Raw genomic sequence first — 16249 nt, 5'->3', positions numbered from 1 at the left:
TCTAGAGCCGGTCGACGTCCACCACGCGTACGACCGCGCGGCCCTCGGCGTCGGAGGCGGCCAGGTCCACCTCGGCGCCGATGCCCCAGTCGTGGTCGCCCGCGGGGTCGGCGAACACCTGCCGGACCCGCCAGAGCCCGGTCTCCTCCTCGATGAGGAGCATCTTGGGGCTGCGGGCGTCGGGACCGATGCCGATCTCGTCGTGCTCCTCGAAGTAGGCCTCCAGTGCCTCCTCCCAGTCCTCGGCGTCCCAGTCGTCGCCCTCCCCGAGGGCGGCGAGCTCGCTGTAGCGGCGCCGGGCGGCAAGCTCCACGCGGCGGAACATCTCGTTGCGCACCAGCACGCGGAAGGCGCGGGCGTTGGCGGTGACCGGGCGGACCCTCTCCTCGACCGGTTCCTGGTCGGGGACCTCCTCCTCCGGGTTGGTCAGCTGCTCCCACTCGTCCAGCAGGCTGGAGTCGACCTGGCGGACCAGCTCGCCCAGCCACTCGACGAGGTCGCGCAGCTCCTCGGTCTTGGCGTCGTCGGGCACGGTCTGGTTGAGCGCCTTGTAGGCGCTGGCCAGGTAGCGCAGCACCAGCCCCTCGGAGCGGGCCAGCTCGTAGTGCCCCACGTACTCGGTGAAGGTCATCGCCCGCTCGTACATGTCGCGGGCCACCGTCTTGGGCCGCAGCGGGTGGTCGCCCACCCACGGGTGCCCGCGCCGGTAGGTCTCGTAGGCGTGGGTGAGCAGGTCCTCCAGCGGCTTGGGGTAGTCGACGTCCTCCAGGAGCTCCATGCGCTCCTCGTACTCGATCCCCTCCTCCTTCATCCGCTGGACGGCCTCGCCGCGCGCCTTGTTGAGCTGGGCACCCAGGATCTGGCGCGGGTCGTCCAGGGTCGACTCCACGACGGTGAGCACGTCCAGCGGGTAGGTGGGGGAGTCCTTGTCCAGCAGCTCCAGGCACGCCAGCGCGAAGGTGGACAGCGGCTGGTTGAGCGCGAAGTCCGACTGCAGGTCCACGGTCAGGCGCGCGGTGCGCCCCTGCGCGTCGGGCTCGGGCAGGGTCTCGACGATTCCGCCGTCCAGCAGCGAGCGGTAGATCGCGATCGCCTCGCGGATGTGGCGGCGCTGCTGCTTGCGGTCGTCGTGGTTCTCGGTGAGCAGGTGCTTCATGGCCTTGAAGCAGTTGCCGGGCCGGGCGATCACGCTCAGCAGCATCGCGTTGCTCACCCGGAAGCGGGAGGTCAGCGGTTCGGGCTCGGCCTCGATGAGCTTGTCGAACGTGGACTTGTCCCACGACACGAATCCCTCGGGCGCCTTCTTCCGGACGACCTTGCGCCGCTTCTTGGGGTCCTCGCCCGCCTTGGCCAGTGCCTTCTCGTTCTCGATGACGTGCTCGGGGGCGAGGGCGACCACGTTGCCGACGGTGTCGAAGCCGGCCCGGCCCGCGCGGCCGGCGATCTGGTGGAACTCGCGGGCGCGCAGCCGGCGCACGCGGATGCCGTCGTACTTGCTCAGGGCGGTGAACAGCACCGTGCGGATGGGGACGTTGACGCCGACCCCCAGGGTGTCGGTGCCGCAGATGACCTTGAGCAGGCCGGCCTGGGCCAGGCGCTCGACCAGGCGCCGGTACTTGGGCAGCATGCCCGCGTGGTGGACGCCGATGCCGTGACGCACGTACCGGGACAGGTTGCGGCCGAACTTGGTGGTGAAGCGGAAATTGCCGATCTCCGCCGCGATCGCCGCCTTCTCCTCCTTGGTGCACATGTTGATGCTCGTGAGCGACTGGGCGCGCTCCACGGCCTGCGCCTGGGTGAAGTGGACGATGTACACGGGGGCGTCGCCGGTCTCCAGCAGCTGTTCGAGCGTCTCGTGCAGCGCCGTGACCCGGTAGTCGTAGTAGAGGGGGACGGGGCGCTCGGCGGAGACGACCACGGCGGTGGAGCGGCCGGTGCGCTTCTCCAGGTCCTCCTCGAAACGGCTGACGTCGCCCAGCGTGGCCGACATCAGCAGGAACTGCGCCTGCGGCATCTCCAGCAGCGGCACCTGCCAGGCCCAGCCGCGGTCGGGCTCGGCGTAGAAGTGGAACTCGTCCATGACGACGGTGTTGATGTCCGCGTGCTCGCCCTCGGCCAGCGCGATCTGGGCCAGGACCTCCGCGGTGCAGCACACGATGGGGGCGTCGGCGTTGACGCTGGCGTCGCCGGTCATCATGCCGACGTTCTCCGTGCCGAAGATCTTGCACAGGTCGAAGAACTTCTCCGACACCAGGGCCTTGATGGGCGCGGTGTAGAACGCGCACTCGTTCCGGGCCAGAGCGGCGAACAGGGCGCCGGTGGCGACCATGCTCTTGCCCGATCCGGTGGGGGTGTTGAGGATGACGTTGGACCCGGAGACGACCTCGATGAGGGCTTCCTCCTGGTGGGGGTAGAGCGTGAGGCCCCGCTCTTCGGCCCAGGAGGCGAACGCCTCGAAGAGGGCATCGGGTTCTGGTTCGGCCGGAAGCGCATCTATGAGACTCACGGTCTCTATACTGCCTGCTCCCCCACCCCCTTCGGGACGCGAAGGGGCACGCCCCGGAAGGGACGTGCCCCGGACCGCTCCTCCTCGGGAGCCCTGTCCGCTCCTTCGTGAGCCTGCCCGCTACTTCACGAGGCCGAGCTTGCGGACGGTGTCGCGCTCCTCGACGAGCTCCTGGACGGAGGCGTCGATGCGGCTGCGGGAGAACTCGTCGATCTCCAGGCCCTGGACGATCTCCCACCTGCCGTTGCGGGAGACGACCGGGAAGGAGGAGATGAGGCCCTCGGGCACGCCGTAGGAGCCGTCGGAGGGGATGGCGGCGGAAGTCCAGTCGCCCTCGGGGGTGCCGTTGACCCAGTCGTGGACGTGGTCGATGGCGGCGTTGGCGGCCGAGGCGGCCGAGGAGGCGCCGCGGGCCTCGATGATGGCGGCGCCGCGCTTGGCGACGGTCGGGATGAAGTCGTTCTCCAGCCAGGCCTGGTCGTTCACGGCCTGGGCGGCGTTGGCGCCGTTCACCTCGGCGTGGAACAGGTCGGGGTACTGGGTGGCGGAGTGGTTGCCCCAGATCGTCAGCTTCTTGATGTCGTTGATCGACACGTCCAGCTTCTTGGCGAGCTGGGTGAGCGCGCGGTTGTGGTCGAGGCGGGTCATCGCGGTGAAGCGCTCGGCCGGGACGTCCGGGGCGTGGTTCTGCGCGATGAGGGCGTTGGTGTTGGCGGGGTTGCCGACCACGAGGACGCGGATGTCGTCGGCGGCGCCGGCGTTGATGGCCTCGCCCTGGGGCTTGAAGATGCCGCCGTTGGCCTCCAGCAGGTCGCCGCGCTCCATACCCTTGCCGCGGGGGCGGGCACCGACGAGCAGGGCGATGTTGGCGCCCTCGAAGCCCTGGCGGGGGTCGTCGAAGATGTCGATGCCCCGGAGCAGGGGGAAGGCGCAGTCGTCGAGCTCCATCGCGGTGCCCTCGGCGGCCTTGACGCCCTGGGGGATCTCGAGCAGGCGCAGCTTCACCGGGGTGTCGGCACCCAGGAGCTGACCCGAGGCGATGCGGAACAGCAGGGCGTAGCCGATCTGGCCGGCCGCGCCGGTGACGGTGACGTTGACAGGTGCTGTGGACATGCGTGAACTCTCCTGACGACGATGTGCGACCCGAGATGTTACCAACGGGTAGGGGTGGCCCCGGTCCGGGACCGCGCGGCGCCCGGACGCGTTCCCCGCTGCGTCCCCACCGGTCGGCAGGGGAACCGCCGCGACCTCTTCTCCGGCCCTTGCGACGGCCGCCCCGGGACACCGCTCGCGAGGGGCGGCATCCACCGAACACACCCTAGACCTCCTCGCTCCGCCGACCGAGCCCCAGGGGCGGTTCAACACGCCCCCGGCCGGCACGGTGCCGGGAACCCCCGTGCCGTCGGGTATTCGGAGTAATGGCGCCGGACACACCCTGTTAGGATGGCCTGGCCGATGACGGCGGGCCGGTAGCTCAGTTGGTCAGAGCAGGGGACTCATAATCCCTGGGTCGCGGGTTCGAGTCCTGCCCGGCCTACCCCCTCCACGTACGCGAAAAGCGCCGCCGACCTGCGGATACAGGCCGACGGCGCTTCTGTTGTGCGTGGTGGCGTGTACGGCTTTCCAGGGCCCCGGCCGGGTGGCTGCGGGGAATACACGTTGAAGTTCTGCGGGAGACGGAGAGCGGAAGAGGCGGCGGTGGGCGCGGAACGCACACGGGGGCGGCACGGGGGCGGCCGGACGCGCGGACCCCTGGCGGTCGCCGCGGCCGTGCTCGCGGTCTGCGTCGCCGCGGGCCTGACCTGGGTCCTGCGGTCGGGCGGAACCGAAGAGCCGACGGACGGTGCGGCAGCTCCTCCGGTGCCTCCTCTCGCCGTCCTCCTCGACCGGATCGGCATCTCCCGGGACGGCTCCCGGGCCGGCGCCGACCTCGACGGCCGGGGCAACAGCCTGTCCGCGCAGCACCTGGCCGCCGCCGGCTGGACCCCCGGCCGCGAGGTCGTGCTGCTGGGTGCCCCGATCGAGCTCCCCGACTACGCGCTCGGCCGCCCCGACCACGTGGTCTCCGACGGCCAGCGGGTGGGACTGCGGGGGCGCCACGACGCGGTCGTCGTCCTCGCCACCGCCACCGGCGCCGGCGGCGCCGCCGTCACGGGCACCGGCCGGATCGTCTACACGGACGGCACGGAGGAGGAGTTCCGCCTCACCGTCCACGACTGGCTCGAGGGCCCCGCGGGCGACGCCGCCCTCGTGCTGCCCGGCGTCAACTCCGCGGCCGAGGGCGGTCCGAGTCTGCTGCTGGGGTCGGCCCGCCTGTACGCCCGCAGTGTGCCCGCCGACCCCGGGCGGGAGGTCGACCACGTCGTGCTGCCCCGTACCGGTCAGGGTTCCCTCCACGTCTTCGCCGTGGGCGGCCGCGCCGCCGACCGGCAGTGGACCGGGACCTGGGCGCGGGCGGTCTCCGGCTACACGGAGGTCGGCCCCTGGCAGGACCAGACCCTGCGTCTGGCGGTGCGCACCACCGCCGGCGGGCACAGGGTCCGCATCCGGCTGGAGAACACCTTCGCCGCCGAGCCGGTCATGATCGGTGCCGCCTCGCTGGCCCTGCGCGGCACCGGCGCCGCTCCCCTCGGGGAGCCCGTGCCGCTCACCTTCGAGGGCCGCGCGGACGTTTCCCTGCCTGCGGGCGGACAGGTTTTCAGCGACCCTGTCGAGATCCTCCTGCCGCCGCGGAGCGACGTCCTGGTGAGCCTCCACCTGCCCGAACCCGTGCACGCGGCCCCGGTCCACTCCGCCGCGGGGGACACCAGCTACACCAGCGAGGCCGGCAGCGGCGACCGGACCCTGGACGCCACGGGCGCCCCCTTCACCGGCCGCCTGTACACGTGGCCCTTCCTCACCGGTGTCGAGGTGCTCGGCGGGCCCGGGGCCGTCGTCGCCCTCGGGGACTCCATCACCGACGGCGCGGGATCCACCCGCGACGCCCACGCCCGCTGGCCCGACGTGCTCGCCGCGCGCCTGGACGCCGGGGCCGGCCTGCCGACCATGGGCGTGCTCAACGCCGGGATCGCGGGCAACCGCGTGACCCGCGACCTCTACCCGGGGGAGGGGGTGGCCCCCCATGTGGGCGGGGTCTCCATGCTCCACCGGGCTCCGCGCGACGTGTTCGCCCACAACGGGGTGCGGGCCGTCGTGGTCTTCGCCGGGATCAACGACCTGCGCTCGGGCGTGCCGGCCGAGACGGTGGCCGCCGGTCTGGAGGAGCTGGGCCGCCGGGCCCGGGAGCGCGGCCTGCGGGTGTTCGTCGCCACGCTGGCCCCCTGCGGGGGCGAGGCACGCTGCACCGAGGAGGTGGAGCGGGGCCGTCAGCAGGTCAACGCCCGTCTGCGCGCCGCGGCCGAGGACCCCGGATCCCCCTTCGACGGCGTGTGGGACTTCGACGCGGTCCTGCGCGACCCCGAGGCACCCGAACGCCTGCTGCCGGCCTACGACTCGGGCGACCACCTGCACCCCGGCGACGCCGGGCTGCGGGCACTGGCCGAGTCGGTGAACCTGTACCAGCTCGTCGGCTGACCGGGGTCAGACCCCGGACACCTGCACCTCGTCCTGGGCCCGGCCGCTCACCACCGCGACCAGGTCGTCCAACCTCTCGGCGGCGATGGCGTCCACGCCCGTGCCGACCAGGCGCGCCATCTCCGAGAAGTCCTCCACGTCCCAGGCCGCGACCAGGTACCCCGAGCGGTGGGCCTCGACGATCCCCTCGCGGGTCAGCAGCGGGGAGCGCATTCCCAGGTAGGTGGGCCGCAGCCCGTGCAGGGCCGCGGCCGAGGGCAGCACCTCCTGGTCCCAGGGCAGCAGGAGGCGGGCCGAGGGGTTCTGGGCGCTCAGGCTGCCCAGGGCCTCCACGGAACCGGTGTGCAGCACGTGTTCGGCGAACCCCCGCTCGCGCAGCAGCGCGTCCGAGGCCAGGGCGGCCTCGGCGGAGGCCGAGTCGAGCACGAGGGCGGGCACGTCCCCGTCCCGGAACTCGGAGAGCACCTCCAGCAGTGTGGGGATGCGGTGCTCCACGTCGTCGCGGGCGGCGGCCAGCTCGGCGAGGCTGAGGTCGGCCAGCGGGCGCGGCGGCCGGTTCCGGAGCTCCGCGGTTCTCTCACCGGCCAGGACGGGGTAGCCGTCACGGGTCAGGTGGACGTCGACCTTGACCAGGTCGGCCCCGGCACGCCAGGCCGCGCGCAGGGCCGGAAGCGTGTTCCCGGGGAAGCGGGCGGTGTCTCCGCGCAGGGCGATGGACAGCGTCATGGTGACCAGGGTGGCAAAGATCCCCGTCCCATGTGGCGCGAACAGCGAAAACGCCCTTTTGAGTGAGTCGTCCGCTCCTCCGCCGCCCTGCCCGTCCGGGGCCGTCGGCCGAGTGCGAGAGGATTCACGTCCCCTGAGCACCGAACCGGGGCGCCGAGCTGGGAAACTTTGTTACAAGGCGCCGTGGCTGCACGGTGCCCGCCCCGGCCCCTAGTGTGAGGCGAACGATGATCCCGGACCAGCGGCGAGAGCACATCCTCAAGCTCCTCCAGGAGCGCCACGTGCTGAGTATCAACGAGCTCACGTCGATGCTGTCGGTCTCCCACATGACGGTCCGGCGCGACATCCAGGCACTGGAGAACGACGGCAAGGTCCTGTCGGTCACCGGAGGGGTGCGGCTCGCGGCGCGGCTCAAGAGCGAGCCGTCCTACCTGGCCAAGGCCCAGCTGGAGGTGCCGGCCAAGCGCGCGATCGCGCGGGCCGCGGCCGACCTGGTGCGGGAGAACTTCACCATCTACCTGGACGCGGGCACCACCACGCTCCAGATGGTGCCGCTGCTGACCGACAAGGTGGGGCTCACCGTCATCACCAGTGACTTCAACGTCGTCGGCCACCTCATGGAGTACCCCGGTATCGAGCTCATCCACACCGGCGGCCTGGTGTCGCACTCCGACCACTCCTCGGTGGGGCGGTTCACCGCGGAGTTCCTGCGCCAGGTGAACGTCGACCTGGCCTTCATCGCCAGCAGCTCCTGGGACGCCGAGCGCGGCTCGACCACCCCCTCCGAGGCCAAGGTGATCGCGAAGCAGGAACTGCTGCGGATCTCCTCCAAGAGCGTGCTCACCGTCGACAGCACCAAGTACGGCAAGTTCGGCACCTTCAGGGTGGCCCGCCTGGAGGAGTTCGACCTGATCATCACCGACGACAGGCTGCCGCGCTCGGCCGTGGACGAGCTGGCCGAGCGCGACGTGCGCCTCGAACTCGTCGAGTGCGAGGGCTGACCGGCCCCTACCCCTCCTCGTCCAGCTCGGCCGGGGCGAACAGGGCGAGCTCGGTGCCGTCGGGATCGTAGAAGAGGAGGGTGGAGCCCTCCTCCCTGTGCACGATCGGCAGGTGGTCCACGTCCATCTCGCCGAACCGCTCCTCCCACGCCTCCAGCTCGCCCAGGTTGGCCACCCCCAGGGTGAGGCGGTCCAGGCCGCAGTGGCGGCGGTCGAAGCGGTTCTTGAAGTTGTCCCTGTGCTGGATCAGGGCCAGGAGCACCCCCGAGGCCTGGTGGCGGCACTCCGTGCGCAGCGTTCCGTCCTGATCGCGTCTGGCACGCACCTTGAACCCGAGGACGTCGCGGTAGAACGCCACGCTCGCGTCCCTGTCGCGCACCGACAGGGTGATGCGGGCGAGTCCGGTGAGCTGGGGCACTTCTGCCTCTCTTCGACGGCGCGGGCTTCTCTGATGGAGACTGGTCAGAAGTTCGAGCACGGTCCACGAGCCTAGGGGCGGAGGAGTAACTGTCGGCCGCTCTTTAACGTGTGCTTAACGCGATATGTTCCCCGTCTCACGTCGGGGACCGCGGTCCCGGTCGAGGGTGTACCAGCGGCTGCGCATCACCGCGGTCGACACCGCCAGCGACACCAGGCCGCCGATCGTGGCCGGTACGAACGCCGCCATGTGCCCGGAGCTCTCGGCGAGCGGCCCCGACAGGGCCGAACCCGCTGCCTGGCCCAGGATGAGGCAGCTCAGGATGATCGCCATCGACTGGGACAGGCGGCTGGGCGGCGCCGCGCGTTCGGTGAGTGCGAACAGGGTGACGATGTGCGGCCCCACGGCGGCGCCCAGGACGAAGATCACCCCCGCGAGCGTGGCGGCGCTGTGGTCCAGGTACAGCGGCAGGGTGAGCAGGAAGAGGCCTCCCGCCGCGACCCGCGCGCGTGCGGTCAGGCCGAATCCCACAGGCAGCGAGGCCATCAGCAGCCCTGCGGTGGCACTGCTGATACCCATCACCGCGTACATCAGGCCCGACAGCTCGCTGTGGCCCGCCTCGTCGGCGAAGGCGGTCACGGCGGTGGACATCGCGCCGAAGAACATCCCCTGGCAGAACATGGGCACGGCCAGTACCAGCAGGGCGGGTGTGGCGATCCGGCTGTTCTCGCCGTGCACCGGAAGAGATCCGGGCGGGGCGGTGGGGTGCAGGGCGAAGACGGTGCCGAACACACCGATGAGCACGGACGCGCCGAGCACGCTCGCGGCAGGGGAGACCGCGACGGTGAGCAGGCCCACCAGCGCCGGCCCGAGCACGAACGCGGCCTCGTCGAGCACGCCCTCCACCGACATCGCCGCGGACAGGGACCGCTCCCGCTCCAGGCCGGTGTGCGGACCCTTGCGGATGAGCACCACCCACCGGGTGCGCGCCATCGGGGCGATCTGGGGCAGGCACGCGCCCGCCACCGCGGCCAGGACGGCCAGGACCGGCGTCGGTCGGCCGGTCAGGACCGCCGCCACGAGCAGGGCGATGAGGACGGTGTCCACGAGCGACATGACCAGGACGGGGAGGCGCTGGCCGTGGCGGTCGGCGAAGCGGGCGATGACCGGTCCGCCGACCGCCTCGCCGACCGCGAAGGCGCCGGTCACCATTCCGGCCGTGGCCACGCTCCCGGTGGTGACCGTCACCAGGGTGAGGAGCCCGATCAGGGACATGGAGACGGGCAGGCGGGCCATGAAGGTCGCGAGAAGAAGGGGCCATCCGGCGATCTCGTGCATGCGCCGCAGGGTCTGCAGTGGTGACATCCGCCCTCGTTCGTGTCTGTTCCGTGCCGGTCCTTCCAGGACGTCGGCACGGCGGTCGGCGGATCGATCGAGGAGGGACCAAATTCGTCCCATGATATGGCGCTTCTTCTGCCGTCGGCCCCGAACACACCCCGGCCCGTGCGGCGGGCGGCCTGCCCGGGAAGACCGAGGGGAGAGGAAGCGGTGCACCCCGACAGGAAGGGCGGAAGGATGCGGAACGAGGAGGCGCCCCTGCTCCGGGCGGCCTGGGAACGTCTCGTCGGGTCCGGACCGGAGGCCAGGGCGGTGGGGGAGGAGCTCCTGGACCGGTGGGGGGAACCGCACCGGCGCCACCACACGGTCCGGCATCTGTGGCAGGTGCTCTGCGCGGTCGACGTGCTGGCGGAGGAGGCCGCGGATCCCGATCTGGTCCGCCTGGCGGCCTGGTTCCACGACGCGGTCCACCAGGGCTCCTCCGACGACGAGGAGCAGAGCGCGGCACTGGCCCTGGACCGGTTGCCCATGACGGGCACCGACCCGGCACGGACCCTGGAGGTGGCGCGCCTGGTCCTGGTCACCCGCGACCACCGCCCCGAGCCGGGCGACGCCGACGCCGCGGTGCTCTGCGACGCCGACCTGTCGGTCCTGGCCGGTCCCGCCGACGAGTACCTGACCTACAACGCCGCGGTGCGCGCCGAGTACGGCCGCTTCTCGGACGAGGAGTTCCGGCGGGGCAGGGCCGGCGTGCTGAGGCGGCTGCTGGATTCCCCGCACCTGTACTCCACCGGTTTCGGCCGTCTCCACTGGGAGCCCCGGGCGCGGGCCAACATGTCCGCCGAGCTCGAACGCCTGGAGGCGGACGGCCGGTCCGAGCCGTCGGGGTTCAGGGGGCCTCCGGCGCGGTGACCGGGCGCCAGGGCACCGGGCTGGACAGGATCATGGTGCTGGAGGGGCGGCCGTGCGCCGCGAGGCGGTCGATGACCTCCTCGAAGTGCTCCATGGAGCGCACCGCGATGAGCAGCACGCAGCAGTCGTCACCGGTCACCCGGTGGACCTGCAGGATCTCCGGAAGCTCCAGCGACTCCGGTTCGCGCAGCAGGCAATGTGCGCCGAAGCACTGCATGCGCACCAGCGCGGTCACCGGCAGGCCCGCCGCGGCCGGGTCCACGTGTGCGTGGTAGCCGGTGATCACGCCCCGGTCGGTGAGGCGGCGTACGCGGTCGGCGACGGCCGGGGCCGAGAGGTTCACCCGGCGCGACAGCTCGTTGAAGGACAGCCGGCCGTCGCGCTGGAGCTCGGTGAGAATACGTCGGTCCACCCCGTCGAGGGGAGTTGTCAGGTGCAAGGCCGCGCCTTTCGTCTGCAAAGCAATGTTGCTGGATACACAACGAACACTAGGTTCGAACCCCGTGGGAGGGGCCGACGTCCATTCCTTTCCGAGTCGGACTGTCCGATCATGTGACCACATGGCACTTGACCGCCGCAGCAGTTCCGTACCACGAGGGGTCCTTCCGATGCTCTCCACGACCACCGCCCAGCAGTGCCCCTACCTCCCCGGCGACCCGGAGGACGAGGGGCGGCCCACGCTCTCCTTCGAGCGCACCACCCCCTACGTCGACTACGTGGGTGTCGACACCCTGCTGCGGCTCCAGAACCCGCGCACGGACGAGCCCGCCGAGTCCGCTTTCATCATCGCCACCCAGGTGATGGAGCTGGTGTTCGTGCTCGTACGGGAGCGCTGGGAGGAGGCCCGCGACCGCCTGGAAGCGGACGACGTGCCCGGGGCCCTGGCCTGGCTGCGCCGCGCGGCCGCCGCCCAGGACGTGCTCAACGACTCCTGGAAGCTGATCTCCGACATGAGCCCCACGGAGTTCAACCGGTTCCGGGACGCCTTCGGCCAGGCCTCGGGCTTCCAGTCCTACGGCTACCGGAAACTGGAGTTCGTGCTGGGGAACAAGTCCGCGGCCATGGTCCGCCCGCACAAGGCCATGGACCGCGTCGCGGAGGAGCTCACCGGTCTCCTGGAGCGGCCGAGCCTGTACGACGCGGCGCTGCGGCTGCTGTACCGCCGCGGCCTGCCCGTCCCCGCCGACCGCGTCGAGCGGGACTGGACCGCCGGCTACGAGGCGAGCCCGGAGGTCGAACGGGCCTGGGCGCTGGTGTACGCCGACGACAGGCCCGGCAACGAGCTCTACCTCCTGGCCGAGGCCCTGGTCGACGTCGCCGAGAGGATGACCAGGTGGCGCCACCTCCACTACACGGCGGTCAAGCGCGCGATGGGGGGCAAGACGGGCAGCGGCGGCTCCAACGGCCTCACCTGGCTGGCCCGCATCGTCGAACAGGACGTGTTCCCCGAGCTGTGGTCGCTGCGCAGCTCCCTCTGAGGCGAGCTCCCCGAGGAGCCTGCCGCACCCGCCACCCGAGAAGGAAGAACGAGGCACCGATGACACCCACCACCCGTGAGGAATGCGCCGCGCTCGACGCGGCCGACCCCCTCGCCCCGCTCCGCGACGAGTTCGTCCTCCCCGAGGGCATGGTCTACCTCGACGGGAACTCGCTGGGCGCGCTGCCGCGCGCCACCCCCGGGCGGATCGCCGACATGGTCGAGCGGGAGTGGGGCCAAGGCCTCGTCCGCAGCTGGAACGACGCCGGATGGTGGGACAAGCCGCGCACTCTGGGCGCCCGGATCGCCCCCCTGGTCGGGGCCGGCCCCGACGAGGTCGTCGTCGGCGACGGCACCTCCGCCAACCTGTTCAAGACACTGGTCGCCGCGCTGCGCATGTCCGACCGGTCGGTCGTGCTGGGTGAGGCGGGCAACTTCCCCACCGACCTCTACGTCGCCGAGGGAGCGGCCTCGCTGACGGGCGCCGTGCAGCGGCGCGTGGACCCCGACGGCCCCGGCCTGGCCGAGGCGCTGGCGGCCGGCGACGTCGCCGTGCTGCTGCTCAGCCACGTCGACTACCGCAGCGGCACGATGCGCGACATGGCCGGCATCACCCGCCTGGCGCACGAGCACGGCGCCCTGGTGGTCTGGGACCTGTGCCACAGCGCCGGCGCGGTCCCGGTCGACCTGTCCGGCAGCGGAGCCGACTTCGCGGTGGGGTGCACCTACAAGTACCTCAACGCCGGTCCGGGCTCTCCCTCGTTCCTGTACGCGGCCCGGCGCCACCACGCCGCGGCCGAGCAGCCGCTGAGCGGCTGGCACGGGCACGCCCGGCCCTTCGAGTTCAGCGCCGACTACGAGCCCGCTCCGGGGGTGTCCCGCTTCCTCAGCGGTTCGCAGCCCCTGCTGGCCGCCGCCGCCCTGGAGGCGAGCCTGGACGTGTGGGCCAGGGCCGACATGGCGCTGGTGCGGGCCAAGAGCCTGGCGATGACCGACCTCTTCCTGGACCGCGCCGCCGCGGCGGGGATCTCCTCGATCACCCCGGCCGAGCACGGGCGGCGCGGGAGCCAGGTGGCGCTGGTGGAGCCCGAGGAGGGCGCCGGCTACCCGATCGTGCAGGCGCTCATCGCCCGCGGGGTGGTCGGGGACTTCCGGGCCCCCGACGTCATGCGCTTCGGCTTCACCCCGCTGTACCTGCGCCACGTGGACGTGTGGGACGCCGCCGAGGCGCTGCGCGAGGTCGTGGAGACAGGGGAGTGGCGCCAGGAGCGTTTTTCCCTGCGGTCCGAGGTGACGTGACCCGGGCTTGACCGTGGCCCCGGTCACGGCCCTCCGCCCGACCCCGGTGCGCCCGCCACACCGTGAGCCGCGCCACGGACGGGCGCGTCCGCCGTCACCGGGCGAACGCGCCGAGCCCCTGTGTGCAGGGGCTTTCGGCATTTTCGGGGGTGGGCGGGGGAACTCCGAAGAGTGCCGGTCAAGTGTCTTTCTGTCATTTTACCTGGCGGGCTTGCCTTTTTTGCCTGAGCGTGGGTTAGTGTCCTTCGTGACCGGTTCGTTATTGGTCTTTGACGAACCGGTGCCGAGCCCTTGATCGGCCAGAGTGCCGCAGGGGAATCGAGACCCTTCCCGGGAACTGAGCCGTGCGCGTTCGAGCGCCCGAGCCAGAGGAGTGCCGAAGTCCATCGGCGCGACCCGTTCCCACCCCGCACCTCGCAGCCAGCGACGCGGGAGATCCCTGCACGACACCCGGACCGGGGTGTGCCCCGAGGACGCCTCGGAACCCGGCCCAGCCGTGTCCACGGTCTTCTCGGCCCTGTCGCCTACCTGGCTATTTCTCTCATGAGCAACGACACTCCCATTCAGTACGGCAAGGTCACCGCCACCTATTTCTGGGACGACGGTTCCGGCATCAACGGTGACACCGGCGCGCCCGCGAGCGGCGAGCCGATGCAGAAGGGCCTCTTCTCCAGCCCGAGCTGGCCCCTCGGCACCGAGGGCTACGTGGTCCACGAGGGCAAGAAGGCGGAGTTCTTCATCGGTGACCGCGGTCCCGGTGTCCCCTCCCACGACTGCGACGTCCTGCTCGACATGGACGGCAAGACCTTCGCCGAGCTGACCGGTGAGACCTGGAACGACACCAACTACACCGTGAGCGGCGGCAACGGCCACCTCTACGACGTCGAGTACTACATCACCGAATGGGGCGACGGCGCGGGTACAGAAGGCGCTCCCCACCCCTTCATGCAGCCCGAGAACAAGTGCGAGAACGCGGTCTCCCCCATCCCCGAGGAGGCGCTCGACACCTCCCAGGCGGACGAGAAGGAAGACAAGAAGGACGACAAGAAGGAGTCCGGGGGCAAGGACTCCGAGGGCGGGGAGAAGTCCGAGGACAAGGACTCCGAGGACGCCGAGGAGCAGGCCGCGGCCGCCTCCGACGACGGGGGCGAGGGCGGAGTGACCGCCGAGACGGCCGTGAACGACCTGTCCGGCGTCGGGCTCACCGGTGCCGACAGCGGTGTCCTGAGCAGCACCGGCCTGCTCGCCCTGGCCCTCGTTCCGGCCATCCTCGTCGCCCTCTTCTTCGCCTGGAGCCGCCGCCCGGCCGGCGCCCACGCGGGTGAGGCCGACGACCAGGGCCGCGGCCTGCTGGCCGCGAGCGCGGGTGACCACAGCCTCGGCTCCCTGATCGACCGCGTGCGCGGAAAGAAGGACGGCGAGGACGACAAGTAGGCAAGGGTTCTCCCGCACAGGGGGCCGCGGCCGGATCCGGCCGCGGCCCCCTGCCGTGTCCGGGCCGGGGCCCGGGTAGAGATCGCGCATCGATGCGCTTCCTGCCTTGAACCGGAAGTGAAATACCCCATAGTGTCGATGCTTCCATGCTGATACTGGACGAACTGCTCAGTAAGGCCACACAGCGGTCTCTATGCTCCCGACCGGCCGCCACATGAGCGGTATGAGGGAAGACACATGGCTGTGCCGCTGGACGAGACCGACCGCCGGATCATCTCCCTGCTGCGCGAGGACGGGCGGATGTCCATCCGCGCGGTCGCACAGCAGGCGCACATCTCCCGCGCCAACGCCTACTCCCGTTTGGAACGCCTCCGCGAGGAGGGTGTCATCCGCGGCTTCACCGCCGTGATCGACCCCGAGAAGTACGGCACCGGACTGTCGGCCTACGTGTCGGTGCGTATCGAACAGCATTCCTGGGAACGCTTCCGGGGCTATCTGCGCGACATCCCCGAGGTCGACCACGCCGCCCTGGTCTCCGGCGACGTCGACCTGCTGCTCCTGGTCCGGGTGGCCGACGCCGCCGCGCTGCGGACCTTCGTCCTCGAACGCCTCCAGCGCCTGCCCGAGGTCAAGAGCACCCAGACCATGTTCATCCTGGACGAGCCGCCCCTGTGAGGCCCGGTCCGCCCGGCACCCCGCCCCGGCCCGCCCCGGCAGGCGAGAATGTGTCCATGCCCGAGTACCGCGTGATCGACGCCTTCACCGACCGCCCCCTGGCAGGGAACCCCGCAGCCGTCCTCGTCATGGACGACGCCTACCCCGACGCGTGGGCACAGGCGGTGGCCGCCGAGTTCAACCTGTCCGAGACCGCCTTCGCCCGCCCCGTCGACTCCCCCGACGCCGACTACGAACTGCGCTGGTTCACCCCGACCGTCGAGATCGACCTGTGCGGTCACGCCACACTCGCCACCGCACACGCCCTCACCGAGGCGGGTGTGCCGGGGCCCTACCGCTTCACCACCCTCAGCGGCGTGCTCACCGTCGAGCAGCGCGACGGCCTCCTGTGGATGGACTTCCCCGCCAAGCCGCCCCGGCGGATCGACACCCCCGAGAGCCTGGCCGACGCCCTGGGAACCGAGCCCCTGTGGACCGGTGTCGGCGGACAGGACGACCTGCTCGTGGAGGTCGCCGACGAGGCGGTGCTGCGCGCCCTGGAGCCCGACCTCGCGGCGGTCGCGCGCCTGCCCTACCACCTGGTCGTCCCCACCGCGCGGGCACGGACGGGCCCCGACTTCGTCTCCCGCGTGTTCGCCCCCCGCGTCGGCGTCCCCGAGGACCCCGTCACCGGCCGCGCCCACACCGTCCTCGCACCCTTCTGGTCCGAACGGCTCGGCCGCACCCGGCTGACCGCCCACCAGGCGTCGGCCCGCGGCGGCGACCTCCTCCTGGAGAACCGGGGGCAGAGGGTGCTCATCGGCGGCCGCGCCGTCTCGGTGGCCCGCGGGCAGCTCGACCTCTGACGCGGCGGGGCGCGTCCCGCTATCGTGCGAGGCGCATCCGACGTG

The 16249-nt window shown here is 71.5% G+C and carries 14 protein-coding genes and 1 tRNA gene; 9 read left to right on the top strand and 6 right to left on the bottom strand.

The window, feature by feature from the left end:
• Position 1: 1 nt before the first annotated feature.
• Together FHS13_RS17360 and FHS13_RS17355 are read right to left on the bottom strand one after the other, a co-directional pair.
• Entirely contained in the window at positions 2-2506 is a 2505-nt protein-coding gene (locus FHS13_RS17360) for a DUF3516 domain-containing protein (protein WP_184292972.1), read from the bottom strand.
• 120 nt (positions 2507-2626) lie between these two features.
• Positions 2627-3619 (bottom strand): malate dehydrogenase, encoded by a 993-nt coding sequence (locus FHS13_RS17355; RefSeq protein WP_184292971.1) that lies wholly within the window; start codon positions 3617-3619, stop codon positions 2627-2629.
• 350 nt (positions 3620-3969) lie between these two features.
• Here FHS13_RS17355 and FHS13_RS17350 point away from each other — a divergent pair.
• Positions 3970-4043 (top strand) — tRNA-Ile (locus FHS13_RS17350).
• Between the two features lie 161 nt (positions 4044-4204).
• Positions 4205-6079 (top strand): GDSL-type esterase/lipase family protein, encoded by a 1875-nt coding sequence (locus FHS13_RS17345; protein WP_184292970.1) that lies wholly within the window; start codon positions 4205-4207, stop codon positions 6077-6079.
• 6 nt (positions 6080-6085) lie between these two features.
• Here FHS13_RS17345 and FHS13_RS17340 read toward each other — a convergent pair whose 3' ends face one another.
• Positions 6086-6805 carry a glycerophosphodiester phosphodiesterase gene (locus FHS13_RS17340; protein WP_184292969.1) on the bottom strand — a complete coding sequence of 240 codons (720 nt, stop codon included), beginning with the start codon at positions 6803-6805 and terminating at the stop codon, positions 6086-6088.
• Positions 6806-7032: 227 nt separating this feature from the next.
• On the opposite strand from FHS13_RS17340, the gene FHS13_RS17335 reads away from it, so the two are divergent.
• Positions 7033-7806, top strand: a complete 774-nt coding sequence (locus tag FHS13_RS17335) for a DeoR/GlpR family DNA-binding transcription regulator (RefSeq protein ID WP_184292968.1) — start codon at positions 7033-7035, stop codon at positions 7804-7806.
• 7 nt (positions 7807-7813) lie between these two features.
• On the opposite strand, the gene FHS13_RS17330 is transcribed toward FHS13_RS17335, so the two are convergent.
• Both FHS13_RS17330 and FHS13_RS17325 read right to left on the bottom strand, forming a co-directional pair.
• Positions 7814-8224: a VOC family protein gene (locus tag FHS13_RS17330; protein WP_184292967.1), complete on the bottom strand. Its 411-nt coding sequence runs from the start codon at positions 8222-8224 to the stop codon at positions 7814-7816.
• A gap of 114 nt (positions 8225-8338) precedes the next feature.
• Positions 8339-9589 (bottom strand): MFS transporter, encoded by a 1251-nt coding sequence (locus FHS13_RS17325; RefSeq protein WP_184292966.1) that lies wholly within the window; start codon positions 9587-9589, stop codon positions 8339-8341.
• Between the two features lie 210 nt (positions 9590-9799).
• Between FHS13_RS17325 and FHS13_RS17320 the strand changes: the two genes are divergently transcribed.
• Positions 9800-10474: an HD domain-containing protein gene (locus tag FHS13_RS17320; RefSeq protein WP_184292965.1), complete on the top strand. Its 675-nt coding sequence runs from the start codon at positions 9800-9802 to the stop codon at positions 10472-10474.
• Here FHS13_RS17320 and FHS13_RS17315 read toward each other — a convergent pair.
• Positions 10452-10907 carry an Lrp/AsnC family transcriptional regulator gene (locus FHS13_RS17315; RefSeq protein ID WP_184293018.1) on the bottom strand — a complete coding sequence of 152 codons (456 nt, stop codon included), beginning with the start codon at positions 10905-10907 and terminating at the stop codon, positions 10452-10454. The two genes, FHS13_RS17320 and FHS13_RS17315, sit on opposite strands and share 23 nt — an antisense overlap.
• 175 nt (positions 10908-11082) lie before the next feature.
• Between FHS13_RS17315 and FHS13_RS17310 the strand changes: the two genes are divergently transcribed.
• From FHS13_RS17310 to FHS13_RS17290, 5 genes are all read left to right on the top strand, one after another.
• Positions 11083-11952: a tryptophan 2,3-dioxygenase gene (locus FHS13_RS17310; RefSeq protein WP_184292964.1), complete on the top strand. Its 870-nt coding sequence runs from the start codon at positions 11083-11085 to the stop codon at positions 11950-11952.
• 59 nt (positions 11953-12011) lie between these two features.
• Positions 12012-13250 (top strand): kynureninase, encoded by a 1239-nt coding sequence (kynU, locus tag FHS13_RS17305; RefSeq protein WP_184292963.1) that lies wholly within the window; start codon positions 12012-12014, stop codon positions 13248-13250.
• Between the two features lie 543 nt (positions 13251-13793).
• Complete coding sequence (locus FHS13_RS17300) at positions 13794-14684, top strand: hypothetical protein (RefSeq protein WP_184292962.1); 891 nt, start codon at positions 13794-13796, stop codon at positions 14682-14684.
• Between the two features lie 237 nt (positions 14685-14921).
• Positions 14922-15359 carry an Lrp/AsnC family transcriptional regulator gene (locus FHS13_RS17295; protein WP_184292961.1) on the top strand — a complete coding sequence of 146 codons (438 nt, stop codon included), beginning with the start codon at positions 14922-14924 and terminating at the stop codon, positions 15357-15359.
• Between the two features lie 56 nt (positions 15360-15415).
• Entirely contained in the window at positions 15416-16204 is a 789-nt protein-coding gene (locus tag FHS13_RS17290) for a PhzF family phenazine biosynthesis protein (RefSeq protein ID WP_184292960.1), read from the top strand.
• Positions 16205-16249 lie beyond the last annotated feature (45 nt).

The organism is Nocardiopsis algeriensis (assembly GCF_014203695.1).
In the GTDB taxonomy this organism is placed as follows: domain Bacteria; phylum Actinomycetota; class Actinomycetes; order Streptosporangiales; family Streptosporangiaceae; genus Nocardiopsis; species Nocardiopsis algeriensis.
The sequence above is the reverse complement of the archived record's forward strand: the minus strand, read 5'-3'. Positions and strand labels throughout refer to the sequence as shown.

What these genes read in the sequence shown, in the direction of transcription:
- FHS13_RS17355 (WP_184292971.1), bottom strand. Translation starts at nt 3,619, where the DNA reads ATGTCCACAGCACCTGTCAACGTCACCGTCACCGGCGCGGCCGGCCAG.
- kynU (WP_184292963.1), top strand. Translation starts at nt 12,012, where the DNA reads ATGACACCCACCACCCGTGAGGAATGCGCCGCGCTCGACGCGGCCGAC.
- FHS13_RS17340 (WP_184292969.1), bottom strand. Translation starts at nt 6,805, where the DNA reads ATGACGCTGTCCATCGCCCTGCGCGGAGACACCGCCCGCTTCCCCGGG.
- FHS13_RS17310 (WP_184292964.1), top strand. Translation starts at nt 11,083, where the DNA reads ATGCTCTCCACGACCACCGCCCAGCAGTGCCCCTACCTCCCCGGCGAC.
- FHS13_RS17290 (WP_184292960.1), top strand. Translation starts at nt 15,416, where the DNA reads ATGCCCGAGTACCGCGTGATCGACGCCTTCACCGACCGCCCCCTGGCA.
- FHS13_RS17295 (WP_184292961.1), top strand. Translation starts at nt 14,922, where the DNA reads ATGGCTGTGCCGCTGGACGAGACCGACCGCCGGATCATCTCCCTGCTG.
- FHS13_RS17300 (WP_184292962.1), top strand. Translation starts at nt 13,794, where the DNA reads ATGAGCAACGACACTCCCATTCAGTACGGCAAGGTCACCGCCACCTAT.
- FHS13_RS17325 (WP_184292966.1), bottom strand. Translation starts at nt 9,589, where the DNA reads ATGTCACCACTGCAGACCCTGCGGCGCATGCACGAGATCGCCGGATGG.
- FHS13_RS17320 (WP_184292965.1), top strand. Translation starts at nt 9,800, where the DNA reads ATGCGGAACGAGGAGGCGCCCCTGCTCCGGGCGGCCTGGGAACGTCTC.
- FHS13_RS17335 (WP_184292968.1), top strand. Translation starts at nt 7,033, where the DNA reads ATGATCCCGGACCAGCGGCGAGAGCACATCCTCAAGCTCCTCCAGGAG.